Origin of the sequence: Paenibacillus sp. FSL H8-0332 (assembly GCF_037963835.1) — a bacterium.
Taxonomy (GTDB): domain Bacteria; phylum Bacillota; class Bacilli; order Paenibacillales; family Paenibacillaceae; genus Paenibacillus_AQ; species Paenibacillus_AQ rhizoplanae.
The window spans coordinates 555,977-572,871 of sequence record NZ_CP150145.1 but is presented as its reverse complement, the minus strand read 5'-3'; the positions used below and the strand labels follow the sequence as shown (position 1 = coordinate 572,871).

The following is a 16,895-nucleotide window of genomic DNA, read 5'->3' as shown; positions in this document are numbered from 1 at the left end:
GTCTATTCACTTAGTCGGTACGTTACTCGGTTACCCACCATTTGATAGCGTGGAAGAACTGTCCGTAGCCCAGTGACGGCTCAGGAGCATCCTCCTCTGCCCAGTGCACTCTAGGTCCTGTTCCGATCGCCTGACCATACTGATACAGGAATACATAAGGAAGGTCGGTCGAGATTTCCTTACCTACTTCTTTGTAGATTTCTTTGCGCTTAGCCTGATCTACCGTAGAATATCCGTCTACCCACAGCTTATCCAGCTTCTCATTCTTATACCAGCCGCTGTTCTGTCCGGCAGGCGGGAAGTACTTGGAGGAGAAGATGCTCTCTGCATCCGGGTCTGGTGTATTCAGGGACCATGCCAGCAGCAGGGCCTGATATTTACCCGGCGTTACGTTCTGGTCAATCCATGCAGCGAAGTCGATCGCCTTAGGCTTCACCTCAATGCCGACATCCTTCAGGTTCTGCTGGATAACAGCGGCTACCTGTTCACGGCGGCTGTTGCCGGCATTATACTGCAGCTCGAAGGAGAAGCGGTGGCCGTCTTTGACCAGAATGCCGTCCTTGGCATCCGCAACCCAGCCGTCTTCAGCCAGGAGCTTCTTGGCCGTTTCAGCATTGTAATCATAGTTCACAGCAGCATCACCCGGGTCAGCCCACGTATCCGGCAGGAACGGCGCATTCATCAGCGCGCCTACGCCCTTCAGGATATTATCCACCATTCCTTGACGGTTCAAGGCATGGGCAATCGCCTGTCTGGTCTTCTGTCCCTGGAACAGGCCGTAGCCATCCGGGAAGTTCTTGCCGTCAAAGTTGAAGTTAACATATTCGTACTGCGCGCCCGGCTTCTGGATGATATCGATTTTCCCGTCAGCCTTAACTGCTTCAACCTGGGTTACCGGAATCGCGCTGATATGATCCGTGTCGCCCTTCATAATCGCCTGAACCTCAGTGTTCTGGTCAGCATAGATCTTGTAGATCACCTGAGCGATATGAGGCTTCACGGTTCCCCAGTAGTTCGGATCAGCATCCAGGGTATGGCTCTCGCCTTGCTTCCAGGCTGTCCACTTCCACGGTCCGCTTGTAACGGTCTTGGCCGGATCAGTACCATAGGGGTTCTTCTGCATTTCGGTCGGCTTCACATCCTTCAGGACATGGGCTGGAACAATCTCCTGGACCAGCGCATACAGGAACGGCGCATAGACTTGGGACATTGTGATCATGACGGTGTGGTCATCCACCTTCTCAACGCTCTTCACCTTGTCAAAGGCACTGATCAGCGGAGAGCCTGTCTCCTTATTCTTGGCCATTTCAACGGTGTAGATTACATCATCTGCGACGACGGGCTGACCGTCACTCCATTTGGCGGTATCCTTCAGCTTCACAGTATAGGTCAAGCCATCTTCAGAGATCTCCGGCAGCGCGGCAGCCAGCGACCAATCCTCTGCCTGTACATTACCTTCACGGTCCAGGTTGTACAGCTTGGCGAAGACGAACTGGGCCACATCACCAGACGCGGTGTCATTAACTAAGAGCGGATTAATATTAACAATATCGGAGAATGAGCTTGTAACTAGTGTTCCGCCGTCAACAGGCGCGTCAGCTGCAGGTGCTTCCGTAGCATCAGGCGCCGCACTCTCTGCCGGTGCTGTAGTGGCTGCAGGCGCATTTGTTGAAGAACCCGCAGTGTTATTCGTACTGCAACCTGTAAATAGAACCCCTACCAACGATAAGACTAGTAAACCTGACCACCATTTTCTCTTTTTCGCCATTCCTTTACTCCTCCTTAGTTAAGTGCTTGTACCTGCTCTTCAAAGCTTCTCGGGAGACTGGGATGCTCCGGATCGTTATCCGTCTAAGACCACTAATGACCGCCTACGCATTACATGTGACATAACATCACACCTAATATATATTGTAGAAATGCGTTGAATAGACCGCGGGTCAATTAAGGTCAGGGATAACATTCCCGGCGGGAAGCCTCACAACTTCCCTCATAAATTATGGTTTATATTACATGTGAATATATCTTACGTCAATATATTTATTTACCGCTGTACAATCTTACTTTTTTGCTCCCGAAACATTTACTTCCAATGTATCTTGAAATAACTGTAAAAACACCTTTTACCCATCATTATAATGAGTTTAATCGGGTTAGTTTTATTGACACTTTCTTATCATTTTCGCGATTTTACGACACTGTTCGTCATATTTTCGCATGTTTCAGCGCTAATCCCCCAGCCATCGGTTCCTTTTCAGGCACAAAAAAGAAGGATAACGGCTCCGGGCTCCCTCTGCCCCCGGCTCATTATCCTTCCTTATATGCTGATGCTTTTTTTATCTTTTTTGACAAAATCGTGACTGAACTACTCTACCGACTTCAGCGCTTCAATCATATGAATCCGCTTGAGCTTGATGTGCATGAATACCATTACGATGCCTGAGAATAGTATGGTCAGCAACGCTGCATAGATGTAGCTCTGCCACTTGATGAGCGGAGCGAACATGGTGGCATCCAGCTCGGCAGTCGACAGGACGAACCGGTGCAGGATCACCCCCAGGGCACTGCCGGACAGGATGCCGAGCAGAGTCAACAGGATATTCTCCCGGTAAATATACAGAGTGACTTCCTTATCATAGAAGCCGAGCACCTTAATCGTAGACAATTCGCGGACCCGCTCGGACACGTTAATATTGGTCAGGTTGTAGAGAACCACGAAGGCCAGCGCGGCAGCAGAGACAATCAGCACCACAATGACGATATCCATACTGTCCATGGTTCCCTCGAATGCTTCTCCCACTCCGCTGGAAAAGCTGACCAAGGCCACCTGTCCATTCGCAGTCAGCTTCTCCCCGAAGGCGCTCTCCCACCCTGTATCCTTGCCGCTGTAATTCAATAATTGAGTATTATAGACCGGCTCCTTGCCGAACACCTCTGTGTAGTAAGCCGGAGTCATGTATACATAATGCAGCACATAGTTCTCGGTGACCGCCGCTACCTTGATCTGGAATGGCTCATTGTTGCTGTCCAGAAGCGTCAACGTACCTCCGGGTGCCACATCATACAGCTTGGCCAGCTTCTCTGTAATGACCGCGCCCTCGTCACTGGGTACACGCGGCTTACCGGTGCTGCGGTCCTTAAGATTAACGAAAGACGCCAGCTCAGCTGTATCCGAGGGAACAAAGATCCGCACTTCCTGGTCGTTCACGCCTTTGGCCCGGGCCGTCACAGCCTCCTGCAGCACATTCAGCGTGCCTGTAACTGCAGTCTCCTGTTCAATCAGTTCCTTATAGGAAGCTTGATCTGCAGGAGTTGCATTATCATGCAGGGCTACCAGGGCGCTATATTTCATAATGCCGCCGAACTGCCGCTCGGCGATGCTGCCGATGGAATCCTTCAGTCCAAAGCCGGTCAGAATCAGCGCGGTACAGCCTGCCACCCCGATAACGGTCATGAACATCCGCTGTTTGTAGCGGAACAGATTGCGGGCTGTCACCTTTTGCACGAAGCTGAGCCGGGTCCACAGGAACTTGAAGCGCTCCAGCATAATCCGCTGCCCGCTCTTGGGCGCCTTGGGCCGCATCAGCACAGACGCGTTGCTCCGCAGCTCCACCCGTGAAGCGACCATGGCCGTCATCGTTGTACAGACCAGCGCCACGATGATGGAAATAACGGCGTAGGATGGATAGAAGCTCTTGATCACATCCGGCAGGTTATAGAGCGAGCTGTAGGCATTATAGATAATATCCGGGAAGAACGTGAAGCCAACCGCCAGGCCCGCGATGGATGCAGCTAGGCTGGCAAGTGTTCCATACACCAGAAACTTGGTCATAATGTCCATAGCGCCGTATCCGAGTGCCTTCATCGTCCCGATCTGGAGCCGCTGCTCCTCCACCATGCGGGTCATCGTGGTTAAGCTGACAAGCGCTGCAATCAGGAAAAAGAATACCGGAAAAGCCGACGCAATCGCCGACAGCCGGTCCGCATTATCCTTGTATTCGGCGTATCCCGGGTTAATTGTGCGGTCTGCCACATATACCTTGGGCAGCTCCGGCTGGCTCTGTGCGGCATATGCTGCTTGTTGTTGTTGCGGCTGCGGCTGTTGCGTCCCCTGCTGAGCCGCAGCCTGCTTGGCCGCCGCTACCGCCTCCGTCTTCAGCTCCTCCAGGCGTTGCGCCGGGTAATCCTTGAGCGCCTCCTCCACTTCGGGAAGATGCTGCTCAATCAGCTTGTCATAAGCAGACGTATAGGCTGTTTGTGCAGCCGTATCCTTGAAGCTGAGATAGGCCTCCGTGTACACCGGAAGCGTGAAATCCCCTTCCGGGATGACGGCGAACGCATCGGCGGTCCCTTTGCCAATCCGGCTCGTCCCGCGGTTCGCGGTCTCAATATATTGCGGACTCTGCGCGAAGCCTACTACGTTATAAGTCTTGGTCCGGAAGCTCTGTTCGGGCGTCTCCCCGGCCTCGCCGCCGAAGGTGATGGAATCTCCGAGCGCGAATTTCTCTTCCTCGCGCAGGTGTTCATCCAGCACAATCTCTCCAGAGGCTGCCGGGAGATGCCCGGCGGTGAGCTTGTAACCGTTCAGTTCATTATTGTCCGCATACGAATAGACCTTGGCAATCAGCCCGCTGTCGCCAAGAAATACATCGGAGCTGTATACAGGCTGAACCGTCTGCACCCCGGGAATCCCCCGAAGCTGCTCGATTCCTTGCTCCGACAGCCCATAAGTGGACTGGACCCGCAAATCCATCAGCCGCAGATCCTTATAATACGTTGCTGCGGTGTCCAGCATATCCGGCCCGGCCGACTTGATCCCGGAGAAGAAGCTGACCCCCAGCATAATAATTGCAAAAATCGAGAGGAACCTCGCCTTGGTGCGGCCGATCTCCCGAAAAACATCCTTCCATAGTGCCCGTTTCTTCATCGTTCCCGGCTCCTTACCATTCGATATCTTCCACGGATACCGGTGCTGGATTCTTCACCATTTTCCGTACCTTGGCGTTGTTGATCTCGATGACCCGGTCGGCCATCGGAGCAATTGCCAGGTTATGCGTGATCACAATTACCGTTGTGCCGGTGTCGCGGCAGGTATCCTGCAGCAGTTTAAGCACCTGCTTGCCGGTATTGTAATCGAGCGCACCGGTAGGCTCATCACAGAGCAGCAGCTTCGGCTGCTTCGCCAGCGCTCTGGCGATAGCCACGCGCTGCTGCTCCCCGCCCGAGAGCTGGGCCGGGAAGTTATTCAGCCGGGCGCCAAGCCCCACATCCTCCAGCACCTTCCGGGCATCGAGGGCCCGGGGCGAGATCTGCGAAGCCAGCTCGACATTCTCCAGTGTCGTCAGGTTTGGAACCAGGTTATAGAACTGAAACACGAAACCTACGTCATTACGGCGGTAGCCGGTCAATTCCTTAGCGCTGAAACGTGCGATGTCCGTACCGTCCACAATGACCTGGCCTTCGTCGGCGGAATCCATTCCGCCCAGTATGTTAAGCACTGTTGATTTCCCCGCTCCGCTGGGTCCAACAATGACAGCAAATTCACCCTTTTCAATCTCAAATTCAATGCCGTCATTGGCAACTATCAGGGTCTCCCCCATCTTATAGCGCTTATATTCGCCCTTCACCGTTACGAACGCCATGCTGTCTCCTCCTGTCTTCTCCACAAACCGCTAATGCGCCAGAACTGGCAGATACCGATTCAATTACTCAAGTGTAGCACATGAACCCCCTATGATGGCAAAAGTGGAGGGAGTCCGCCCGCCTCAGCTGGATCCAGGTGACGCAGACTGCCTCCAATTATTTCTTTCACAGCAAAAAACCTCCTAACGGAGGTTCCTGCTCAAGCGTGTTTACTACTCAACCTTAATTTATGGGGTCGGCATTCCGCCGTTGGCATTCAGGGTCTCGCCGCTGACATAGCTTGATTCCTGGCTGGCCAGGAATACATAGGCCGGAGCCATTTCAGCTGGTTGGCCGGGACGTCCCAGCGGGGTCTTGGCTCCGAACTCCTTCAGGACTTCCTCCGGCTGTCCGCCGCTTACCTGAAGCGGAGTCCACACCGGTCCCGGGGCGACAACGTTCACGCGGATTCCCTTAGGCGCCACTTGCTGAGCGAACGCTTTGCTGAACGTGTTGATCGCGCTCTTGGTAGTGGCATAATCCAGCAGAATCTCTGAAGGCTCATAGGCCTGAATCGATGATGTATTAATAATCGTGCTACCCGGCTTCATATGCTTCACCGCTGCCTTGCAGAGCCAGAACAGCGAGTAGACATTCGTCTTGAAGGTAGCATCGAACTGTTCTGTGGTCAGGTCGGCGATGTCTTTGACGAACTGCTGCTTACCGGCGATGTTAGCCAGGATATCAATTCCGCCCAGCTCCTCTACGGCCTTGGCAATCAGCTGCTCGCAGTATTTCTCGTCCTTCAGATCGCCCGGCAGGGCCACTGCCTTGCGGCCGGCTTCCTCCACGAGCTTAACCACTTCCTTCGCGTCAGCTTCTTCCTCCGGCAGATAGGCCAGCACCACATCGGCGCCTTCACGGGCAAAAGCAATCGCTACCGCCCGCCCGATTCCGCTATCCGCTCCCGTAATGACGGCCTTCCGTCCGGTGAGCCGCCCGCTGCCCTTGTAGGTGCCCGCCCCGTCATCTGGACGCGGATGCATCTTCGTCTCCAGGCCGGGACTGGGCTGCTGCTGCTCGAATTCAGGCGTAGCCTTTTCATATTGCTGCACAGGATCTTGAATCTTATATTGATTACTCATGATAATATTCCTCCTCTGTTCGCTTCTGAACTTTTGTAGGCTTCTGACTCTTTCTATGTAACCAGCTTCCCTTTTTCTTAAACGAATTATGTATGAGCGCTGTAACAAAAACCCCCTGCCAAAGAGCAAGGGGCCGTATCTCTATAACATTAATGGATCAGAACTCCTCGTACACGGCCGGGTCCTGGTCCCACAGCGGTCCGGTTGTCGGAATCTCCGAAATCACCTTCATCTCAGCCTCTGACAGCTCGAAATCAAAAATATCCAGATTCTCCCGCTGATGCTCCTCCGACTGCGATCTTGGAATCGGAACCGCTCCCAGCTGAACGTGCCAGCGCAGAACAATCTGTGAGACCGATTTGTCATGGGCTGCGGCGATCGCACTCAGCTGTTCATTCTTCAGCAGCTCCGTGCCGCGTCCCAGCGGGCTCCAGGATTCTGTAATGATTCCATGCTTCTTATGGTAAGCACGCTGCTCTGCCTGATTATAATAGGGATGCAGCTCAATCTGATTCATGCTTGGCACGACACCCGTCTCCTTAATCAGGCGATCCAGATGCTCCGGCAAAAAGTTGCTGACTCCGATCGAACGGATCAATCCCTTTTCTCTCGCATCAATCAGCGCCTGCCATGCTTCCACATACAGGTTCACCTTGGGGTTCGGCCAGTGAATCAGATACAGGTCATAATAATCCAGTCCTGCACGGTACAGCGATTCTTGAACAGTCTCGACCGCTTCAACATACTTGTGATGGCGTCCGGGCAGCTTGGATGTGATGAACAGCTGGTCTCTGGGTACCCCGCTCTGCCGTACCGCTTCCCCGACAACGCCTTCATTCTCATAGTTGAATGCAGAATCAATCAGACGATACCCCAAATCCAGGGCCGTCTTCAGATTCTGCACGCCCTTCGTACCTTTGATCCAGGCCGTTCCGTAGCCAATCGCAGGCACCTTCAGTCCATCGTTCAGCAGTACTTCCGGAATATGATTTGTCATGTTTATGCAGCCTCCTGTGTTTAGATAGTAGCAGCCCCTGCCGGAATCTTAACCAGCACCTGATACTGCTTACCCGGTTTCAGCTCCTTCAGAACACCGTCTTCCGCCAAGCTGCCGTCCAGATATACTTCGATTGCCGCTACGCCAGATTCACGCTTCATCTCAATCTGCAGCTCGGCGCCTCTGAAGCTACGCTTCACGGTTGCCTCCTGCCAGCCGGAAGGAAGCTGCGGCTTCACCTGGAGTCCTTCCCGGCAGCCTTGCAGGCCGAACAGTCCGTCCATCAGACAACGGTACACCCACGGAACGGTTCCGGTGTTGAACAGATGGCTGGAACGTCCGGCGGTCTGCGGGAACTGCTTGTAAGCGCCCCGGTAATAGTTAGGGATGAACACTGGCAGCTGGCCCCGCCGGATGATATCCTCGATATCGGGCCCGGGGAGCATTTTGCGCAGCAGACGGTACGCGTCATCCTGCTCACCCACTGCATACAAGCCATAGATATAGAAGGCTGCGGCATGGTTGTAGACTGCGCCGTTCTCGGCTGTCCCCGGATGCTTCTGCGTCACCCGGCCCACATCCTCGCGCATGGCGGTATAGGACGGTGCCAGCTTTTCCACTCCGTATGGGGTCTCCAGCTGCTCCGTGACCGACTTCATCAGCTTCTGCCGCTTCTCTTCATCCGCCGCACCGCTGAGCAGCGCCCAGCCCTGGGGATTAATGAAGATCCGGCCCTCCTTGTCGCTGCTGATTCCGAACACTACATTGTCATCGGTAATTCCCCGCGCATACCACTCGCCATCCCAGAAGTACTGATTGACGAGCGCATTCGTCTCCTCCGCTGCTTGGCGGAAGGTCTTGGCGGTATCCGTGCGGCCGCTCCGCTCAGAAATATCCGCCCAGACCATACAGGCATACGCGGTAGCGATGGTCAGCCAGCCGGACACGCCTTGTCCCCGGTACCCCACCATATTCATCGGGTCACACCAGTCTCCCTGATTGATATAATTCAGGCCGCGCTCATCCCGCTCATGGAGCAGCCACTGCACTGCCCGGTCGATATGCTCATGCACTGGTCCTGTCTCCAAGCCGCCCGCATACGATACTTCCTCATCCAGAATACTGTAATCATCCGTCTCATCCAGATAGGTACTTAGGCATATCGGCAGCCAGACACAATGGTCTGTATGCGGAACCTGATTGATATATTTCAGTTCAGCCGCTTCATGCAAAATAATGCCGTCCGGCATCGCTCCGCTGGCCTCCTGCTGGCTTAAAGCCGTCAGGAACGCCGCTCTTGCCGTCTGCGGCTTAAGATAGCTCATCCCCATATTATCCTGCAGATAATTCCGGGTCTGCGGGTCGGTCGTCAGACGGTTGGTCTGCCCGTGATAATACATCTGCCGGGGCAGCCAGTGGTTGACCAGATTGTCGAGATCCGCATCCGGCGTGGAAATCTCAATGCTTCCTCTGCCTTCCGCGATGTATTGCGCATATTCCCGCTCGGCGCGCACGAATCCGTCTTCGCCCGCCGCGTCGGTGTCCAGGAACAGCTCCCGGCGGATCTCTGCAATCTCCTGCTCACTCCGGGCCGGGCCGAAGACGAAGCGGTATTCACGCTCTTCCCCCGCATCCAGGTCCAGACTGTATTGCATAGCGGCAACCGGGGTCTCATAACGGGCTTCGCCTTGCGCCAGCCGCTTACTCTTAAGCGCGGACGGTGAGCCGATTCCGCCTTCGCCCTCGAAGGCTTCCTGATTCACTTCCCAGGAGGCCGGGGCATGGTCGCCCAGCAGGAAGGTTTTGTCCTTCAGATGTTTGATTTTGGCATAATCCTGATATTTCTGATAAGGTGTGACCGCTGTAGCCACGATTCCCTGCAAGGCTTCCTTATACTCGCCCGACTGATTCATCCATGACATGTAGCCGATGGTGAAGTAGGGGTAGATGCTAATACTCCGCCGCGCCGCAGACAGATTGGTCACCTTCACCCGCCACAGCTCCATCGGCTCATCCTTTGGCAGGCTTAGCGTCATCTCTATCGCAATCCCGTTCTTCTCGATGGTCCATACAATATTATGTTTACCGACTGCAAAAGTGTAATGATCCGGAGGGTTGCGGACAGGCTCATAAGGGGCAGAGAACAGCTCTCCGTTCTCCTCATCCTTGACATAGACGAAGCGGCCGGGGTGGTGGGCATAATAAGGCTGCTCCGGCTGCATGAACGTCTTGGCCTCCAGATTCGGCGCATAGGAGTACTTGGCAGGCTCGGGCTGCATGAACTGGGCTACCGCATATCCCCGGCAGTTCATATGAATCATCATCTGCTCATTCCACAGGAACCCCGAAGCCTTAGGGAGAATGGTGGGACTGGACAGCTCATAATATTCGTTATCTTCAGATGCTCTTATCATTCTCGTGCCTCTCTTTCCGGAATAATTATCTATCATTCTAGTCTACTTTATTCAAGAATACGCTCTCATAGGTTTGGGGGCAAGTCTGTAGGGAGAGATTCAATTTCATCGATTTGGTTTTTATAGTAGAATAAACCCAAATAACTACCACTAGATGAGAGGTGCATCATATGAAGCAATCGTACATAGCCAGACTTGAATTATTCGTCACTAACGCCCAGCAGATTAAGCAGGAATTCCCCTGGCAAAATGCCTCCGTGAACCGGCTGGCCGCCTTGCTCTATGCGGTGGAGGACAAGATGGCCAATGTGGAGGCGATCCGCATGTACCATGAGATGGTCAAGGATAACACCCGGGGCTTCTCGTCCTTCCGGGGAACCTCAGCCATCTGTATTGCTGCGCTGCTCTCCCTGTCTCCCCAGCCGCAGCAGCAGCTTGCAAATACGCTGGCTGTATATGATTTGCTCAAGGAACGCAAATTCCGGGCCTCCGACTACCTGGTCATTGCCGCCTATCAGATCGCTGCCCATACTCCGTACGATCAATATGCCGCAGCCATAGACCGCACTCAAGCTTTCTATGAAGGAATGCGGTCGAAGCACCGTTTCTTGACCGGACGGGACGACTATATCTTCGCTGCCATGCTCGGGCTCTCCGATATCCCTGTAGAGCAAGGACTGGAGCAACTGGAACAGCTCTATGTTACGCTGAAGCCCGAGTTCTTCTCCGGCAACAGTGTTCAGGCGCTGACACAGGTACTGGTGCTGGGCGGCGGGGATCTTGCAAGCCGGGTGCTTAGCCTGCGTGAAGCGTTCCGGGCACGGGATATCCGGATGGATAAAGAGTATACTCTCTCGTCCCTTGGCATCCTGTCCCTGATCCCCTACGAGCAGCAGCAGCTGGTAAGCGATGTCTCGGATACTTATGAGTTCCTGCGCCCGCAGAAGGGCTTCGGCGGCTGGTCGATCAACAAGCAGGAGCTGCTCCTGCTGTCTGCCGCGCTCGTCTCCTATCAATATGTAGATGATGTGAGAAACGGCATTATTCAATCCACGCTGTCTACCAGCCTGACCAACATCATCATTGCCCAGCAGACAGCGATTGCTGTAGCTGCGGCCTCTGCTGCGGCGGCAGCTTCGTCTTAAGGGTTGACATGCAAAAGGCTTCCGGAGCGTAGTTTGCTTCGGAAGCCTTTTTATTAACGATACATTTGGACATACCACATCTTGAAGCCATGCCGCTCATAAAATCCGACACTTCGTTTCCAATCCAAATTAGAAGAACTACACTTCCTCCCCATCCCCAGGCATCCGGCGTTTGCCGATCCCAAACGCATAATACCCCGCCACAACAATAGCCAGGAAGGACGCGCCGACGATCAGCGACAGATGGGTATCCGGGTTGAACCACATGCCGATGATGACCAGCGACAGGAAGATAATAATAATGTAGTTGCTGACCGGAAAGAAGCGGGACTTGAACGGATGGGCTGCCATCTCGCCTGCCCACCGCTCTCTGAATCTGAACTGGCTGAAGGCCAGGGCGAACCACGGAATCATTCCCGGAAGCACGCTGGCACTGTAAATATAGAGAAACAGCTTGGAGTCCGGCATCAGATAGTTGAACAATACGCCGACCAGCAGCAGGGAAATCGTTGTAATAATACTGTTACGCGGCACTCCGCTGGCAGAGACTCTGCCGAAGAACTTCGGAGCCTGTCCGTTCTGGGCCAGCGTGTAGAGCATTCTTCCCGCACTGTAGATTCCGCTGTTGCAGCCCGACATCGCCGCTGTCAGCACCACGAAGTTGATAATGCCGGCCGCAGCGACAATCCCTACCTTGGCGAAGGTCAACACGAACGGACTGCCGATCTCGCCGATCTCATTCCACGGATAAATGGTCACAATGATGAAGATGGCCCCCACGTAGAAAATCAGAATGCGCCAGATGATATTCTTGATCGCTTTTCGCAACGTCTGCTTGGGATTCTCCGCTTCCCCTGCCGTAATCCCCACCAGCTCAATCCCCTGATAGGCCGCCGTGACAATGCAGAGCGCGAACAGGAAGCCCTTCAGCCCTCCGGCAAAAAAACCGCCATGGCTATACAGATTGGACAGTCCGAGCGGCTGCCCGCCATTCCCGAGCCCGAAGAAAATCACCCCGGTGCCGATCACCAGCATCACGACAATAGCGACCACCTTGATCATCGCAAACCAGAATTCAAACTCCCCGTACAGCTTCACCGCCGCCAGATTGGCTGCTGCAATGATGCCCACACCGATCAGCGCCGGAATCCACTGCGGAATATCCGGGAACCAGTACCCGACATAGATTCCAATCGCCGTAACCTCCGCCATCCCGACTGTCACCCACAGGAACCAATAACTCCAGGCGGTCAGGAAGCCAGCCAGCGGGCTGATATATTTGTGGGCAAAAGTGGCGAACGAACCGGTCACCGGCTCCACCACCAGCATCTCCCCCATAATCCGCATCACAAAAAACATAATGATTCCTGCCAAAAGATACGCAAGCAGCACGGAAGGCCCCGCCCACTTAATCGTACTTGCCGAGCCCATGAATAATCCCACGCCAATTGTGCCGCCCAGGGCGATCAGCTCGATATGCCGCGGCTTAAGTCCTCTGGTTAACTGTTTGGATTCCAACGAAATGCTCCCCCTCATATGTATGCTTCGCATGTGAAAAACGTAACTATCATAATCTGTAAGAGTCATTGTAAGCTGTGATCTACATTAACGCAATGCAGAATTACTCCGGCAAAAAGTTTGGTGAGTTGTAACAAAAAATTGCCCGAAAACCTATACATTTTGAACCATAGTGTTATAATCACTGTGTTTATTTATCAAGAACAACAGGAAACAGGTGATCAGATGTTTGAAATCAAATGGCTGTGGCAGAACCTGGAGGGCAACCGGGCGCGGTATATCGTGGCGCTCTGCCTCTCAGTGGTGGGCTCAAGTCTTACGATTGTGAACCCCTACATCAGCCAGCGCATCGTCGATACGTTCATTGCCGGTGACCACGCAGGAGAGAATCTTGCTACAGGACGCGGACTGCTCATTGCACTCTGCCTGGGCATGATCGGCTTCTCTCTGCTCCGTACAGGGCTGGCATACTTCACGACCATGCAGTACGAAATTTCTTCACAGAATATGATGTACAATATCCGGATTTATCTGTACAACAAGATTCAGGGCCAGGACCGGGACTATTATGACCGCAACCGCACCGGAGACCTGATGACCAAAATGACGGGGGATCTGGATATGGTCCGCCACTCGATGGCGTGGATTTTCAAGACGATTATTGAATCGCTGACGATTTTCCTGGCAGCCGTCATTTATTTCCTCACGATTGATGTGAAGCTGACGCTGTGGATGCTGATCCTGTCACCGCCGATCTTCGTCGTGGCCTTCATCTTCGCCAAAAAAGTGCGCCCGATGTACATCGACCTGCGTGAACGGCTGTCCCAGCTCAACACGACGACCCAGGAGAATATCTCCGGGAACCGGGTGGTGAAGGCTTTTGCCCGTGAGGAGTTCGAGATTGCCAAGTTCACAGAGAAGAATGTCAACTACGCGGTGGCGAATAAAAAAGCGGCCCTCGTCTGGCTTGACTACTTCCCTTATCTGGAGACCTTCGCTCAAGGCTTCAACGTTGTGCTGATGCTGGCCGGCGGTTACTACGTGATGGAGGGGCGGATTACCTTCGGTGAGTTCACGGCGTTCTCCTCGCTGATCTGGGCGGTCTCGAATCCCATGCGCAATATCGGAATAATTATTAATGATATTCAGCGTTTCTTTGCCAGCTTATCCAAAATTGTAGACATCTATTACGCCCGTCCGGCGATTGCCAATGACCATAACCCGGTGGAGCGCCGCCGCTATGAGGGACGGATTGAATTCGACCATGTCCGGTTCAAATATGATAACGCTACCGTGCTGGATGATGTGAGCTTCACAATTGAGCCCGGAGAGACCATTGCAATTATGGGGGCCACCGGCTCCGGCAAAACCTCACTGATCAACCTCATCCCCCGCTTCTATGATGTGGCTGCAGGGCGTGTGCTGGTAGACGGCAGAGATGTCCGGGAGCTGGAGCTGGATGAGCTGCGGGGGAACATCGGGATGGCTACGCAGGATGTCCTGCTGTTCTCCGATACCATTGACGGCAACATCGCTTACGGCGATCCTGATCTGCCTGAAGAGGATGCGAAGGCTTACGCGGCTCTGGCCGCTGCCCATGATTTCATTGTCAAAATGCCTGAAGGCTACGATACCGTAGTCGGGGAACGCGGTGTCGGGTTGTCCGGGGGCCAGAAGCAGCGGATTGCGCTGGCCCGTGCTCTGGCGGTCCAACGTCCGATTCTGATCCTCGATGATACGACCTCTGCGGTCGATCTGGAGACGGAGGAGCATATTCAGCGCAGCCTGCGTGATCTGGAGTACCCCTGCACGAAGATCATCATTGCGCAGCGGGTATCCACTACCGCCCAGGCTGACCGCATTCTGATCCTGGAGGGCGGCCGGCTGATTGAGGAAGGGACCCATGCCGAGCTGCTGGCGAAGCGGGGTTATTACTATGATGTATTCATGCTTCAGAACGAGGGTATTGGAAGGCAGGTGACCGTGAATGGCCAGGAATAAATTCGATGTTGATGAGAATCTGGAATCGCCGTTCAATATCAAGCATTTCCGGCGGGCCATGGTCTATATCCGACGCAAAAAGAAGCCGATGCTGATCGCATTCGCGCTCAGCGCATTGTCAGCGGCGATCGCCCTGTCGGCTCCGCTGATCATGCAGCATGTGGTGGATGTAACTATTCCGGCCAAAGACATGGGCGCATTGACCGGCTGGTCCCTGCTGATGCTGGCGACCATCGTGGTCAGTGTAATCTTGGCTACGATCCGCTCGCGGATAATGACAAGCGTCGGACAGGATATTATCTTCGATATCCGCACCGACCTGTTCAAGCATCTGCAGGAGCTGCCCTTCAAATATTATGACGACCGTCCGCAGGGCAAAATCCTGATCCGGGTCGTGAACTACGTCAACGGGGTCTCCGATGTGTTATCCAACGGGATTATCAACTTCATCCTGGAAATCGTGAACCTGATCTTCATCGCGGTGTTCATGTTCGCCGTGGATGTGCGGCTCTCCTTCATCATTCTGGCCGGACTGCCGGTATTCCTCGGCGTCATGCTGCTGATCAAGACCCGGCAGCGCCGGGCCTGGCAGGCGGTATCGAACAAAAGCTCCAACCTGAATGCTTATCTGCAGGAGAGCATCAGCGGCATCGGCGTCACACAGATGTTCTCACGGGAGACACGCAATGAAGGGATCTTCACCCGTCTGGCCGGTAACTTCCGTACGGCCTGGATGAAGGCTCTGCGTTACAACATTCTGATTCCGTTCAGTGTCGATAACCTGTCTACCATTGTTACGGCTATGATTTTCCTGGTCGGCCTGCTGACTCTGGACCCGCAGAATATGACGCTGGGCGTCATTCTCGCCATGAGCAGCTATGCGGCCCGCTTCTGGCAGCCGATCCTGAACCTGTCGAACCTGTACAACAACTTCATCAATGCGGTAGCTTACCTGGAGCGGATCTTCGAGACGCTGGATGAGCCGGTGACGGTCAGCGATATTCCCGGCGCTAAGGCCCTTCCGCCCGTTCAGGGCGGGGTGACGTTCGATGATGTCACTTTCGCCTATGATCCGGGCCTGAATATCCTGGAGAATATCTCCTTCGATGTCGCAGCGGGAGAGAGCATTGCTCTGGTCGGTCCGACCGGAGCGGGCAAGACCACCGTCGTCAACCTGATCTCGCGCTTCTATAACCTGACCGGCGGACGCATTCTGATCGACGGACAGGATATCTCGCAGATTACGCTCAAATCGCTGCGCAGCCAGATGGGGATTATGCTGCAGGACAGCTTCATCTTCTCGGGAACCATTCTGGATAATATCCGCTATGGCAGACCGGATGCGACCGAGCAGGAGATCATCGCCGCCGCGAAGGCGGTCTGCGCGGACGACTTCATCCGCGAATTCGATCAGGGCTACCAGACCGAGGTGAACGAACGCGGCTCCAAGCTCTCCCAGGGACAGCGGCAGCTGATCTCGTTCGCCAGAACGCTGCTGGCCAACCCGCGGATTCTCATCCTGGATGAGGCCACCTCCTCCATCGATGCACAGACCGAGCGTCTGCTCCAGAAGGGGCTGAACGAGCTGCTGAAGGGACGCACCTCGTTCATCATCGCGCACCGGCTGTCTACGGTGAAGAACTGCGACCGGATTATGTACGTTTCGAACAAGGGCATTGCCGAGAGCGGCTCCCATGACGAGCTGATCGCCCTGCGCGGCCTGTACCACCGGCTGTATACGGCGCAGAAGATGGAAGCCTGATGGGCAACGCAGGATAAGGCTTGGACACGAATAGGCGTACACGAAAAACCGCAGCAGGGGTTCTCCCCTGTCTGCGGTTTTTGGCGTGCTTGGATGGACCATACAGCACATATTCTGTGAAGAATGTGTGCTGTATGCACGATCCGTTACCACCTAAGTCTGCTGGTTGCTGGCTTCATCAATTCGTGCAATTAAGCAGCACTCCTGCTGCGATCCATGCGGACTGGAGAGCCGCTATTCCTGTAAATTGCACCATTTTGGGGGCTAAGCGGACTCACATGCACTTAACTA

The 16,895-nt window shown here is 54.2% G+C and carries 10 protein-coding genes; 3 read left to right on the top strand and 7 right to left on the bottom strand.

Annotation, left to right across the window (positions count from 1 at the left end):
- Positions 1-22: 22 nt before the first annotated feature.
- The 6 genes from NST43_RS02420 to NST43_RS02395 form a co-directional block, all read right to left on the bottom strand.
- Complete coding sequence (locus NST43_RS02420) at positions 23-1,768, bottom strand: peptide-binding protein (protein WP_339222337.1); 1,746 nt, start codon at positions 1,766-1,768, stop codon at positions 23-25.
- Positions 1,769-2,365: 597 nt separating this feature from the next.
- Positions 2,366-4,927 carry an ABC transporter permease gene (locus NST43_RS02415; RefSeq protein WP_339222335.1) on the bottom strand — a complete coding sequence of 854 codons (2,562 nt, stop codon included), beginning with the start codon at positions 4,925-4,927 and terminating at the stop codon, positions 2,366-2,368.
- Between the two features lie 13 nt (positions 4,928-4,940).
- The gene (locus NST43_RS02410; RefSeq protein ID WP_339222333.1) at positions 4,941-5,642 is read right to left on the bottom strand and encodes an ABC transporter ATP-binding protein; all 702 of its coding nucleotides are present in this window, start codon (positions 5,640-5,642) and stop codon (positions 4,941-4,943) included.
- Between the two features lie 228 nt (positions 5,643-5,870).
- Positions 5,871-6,767 carry an SDR family oxidoreductase gene (locus tag NST43_RS02405; protein WP_209991933.1) on the bottom strand — a complete coding sequence of 299 codons (897 nt, stop codon included), beginning with the start codon at positions 6,765-6,767 and terminating at the stop codon, positions 5,871-5,873.
- 157 nt (positions 6,768-6,924) lie between these two features.
- The gene (locus tag NST43_RS02400; protein ID WP_339222330.1) at positions 6,925-7,764 is read right to left on the bottom strand and encodes an aldo/keto reductase; all 840 of its coding nucleotides are present in this window, start codon (positions 7,762-7,764) and stop codon (positions 6,925-6,927) included.
- A 20-nt stretch (positions 7,765-7,784) separates the two neighbouring features.
- Entirely contained in the window at positions 7,785-10,178 is a 2,394-nt protein-coding gene (locus NST43_RS02395; protein WP_339222328.1) for an amylo-alpha-1,6-glucosidase, read from the bottom strand.
- Between the two features lie 170 nt (positions 10,179-10,348).
- On the opposite strand from NST43_RS02395, the gene NST43_RS02390 reads away from it, so the two are divergent.
- Positions 10,349-11,323 (top strand): DUF4003 family protein, encoded by a 975-nt coding sequence (locus NST43_RS02390; protein ID WP_339222327.1) that lies wholly within the window; start codon positions 10,349-10,351, stop codon positions 11,321-11,323.
- Positions 11,324-11,461: 138 nt separating this feature from the next.
- Here NST43_RS02390 and NST43_RS02385 read toward each other — a convergent pair whose 3' ends face one another.
- Positions 11,462-12,841 (bottom strand): amino acid permease, encoded by a 1,380-nt coding sequence (locus NST43_RS02385; RefSeq protein WP_209991937.1) that lies wholly within the window; start codon positions 12,839-12,841, stop codon positions 11,462-11,464.
- A gap of 225 nt (positions 12,842-13,066) precedes the next feature.
- Here NST43_RS02385 and NST43_RS02380 point away from each other — a divergent pair, with 225 nt between their 5' ends.
- The gene (locus NST43_RS02380; RefSeq protein WP_209991938.1) at positions 13,067-14,842 is read left to right on the top strand and encodes an ABC transporter ATP-binding protein; all 1,776 of its coding nucleotides are present in this window, start codon (positions 13,067-13,069) and stop codon (positions 14,840-14,842) included.
- Positions 14,829-16,604, top strand: a complete 1,776-nt coding sequence (locus NST43_RS02375) for an ABC transporter ATP-binding protein (RefSeq protein ID WP_339222325.1) — start codon at positions 14,829-14,831, stop codon at positions 16,602-16,604. The genes NST43_RS02380 and NST43_RS02375 overlap by 14 nt, the downstream gene beginning before the upstream one ends.
- Positions 16,605-16,895: the final 291 nt, after the last annotated feature.